The organism is Pauljensenia sp. UMB6358 (assembly GCF_030216865.1).
Classification (GTDB): domain Bacteria; phylum Actinomycetota; class Actinomycetes; order Actinomycetales; family Actinomycetaceae; genus Pauljensenia; species Pauljensenia turicensis_A.
Window position 1 is genome coordinate 1 of the sequence record NZ_JASOMS010000177.1, and the last position, 266, is coordinate 266.

Genomic DNA, 266 nt, shown 5'->3' on the forward strand with positions numbered 1-266 from the left:
GTTTACTGACGAGGAATGGGAAAGCAGGTACGGCTATGTGATAATGGCCGACGGCCCATTCAAACCAGCCTGGGATGCGGGAATGTGGAAGGCTAAAGAGGTCGGTTTTACCTACAGTGACGCTCTATTAGCGAAACTCGATAAGCTTATTCCCCCTTTGGATGACCCAGACGCTGACGGAATCGACGACATAATGCGGCAGACAATTGATCTGATGAAAGAAATCAAGAAAAAGGCCTAAGCCCACACCACATAATTCTAGTTTT

General features: G+C 47.4%; 1 protein-coding gene. It reads left to right on the forward strand.

The window, feature by feature from the left end:
• Nucleotides 1-241, forward strand: a 241-nt coding sequence (locus QP381_RS09080) for a hypothetical protein (RefSeq protein ID WP_285068690.1), incomplete at its 5' end; no start/stop codon positions are given.
• Between the last annotated feature and the right edge of the window lie 25 nt (nt 242-266).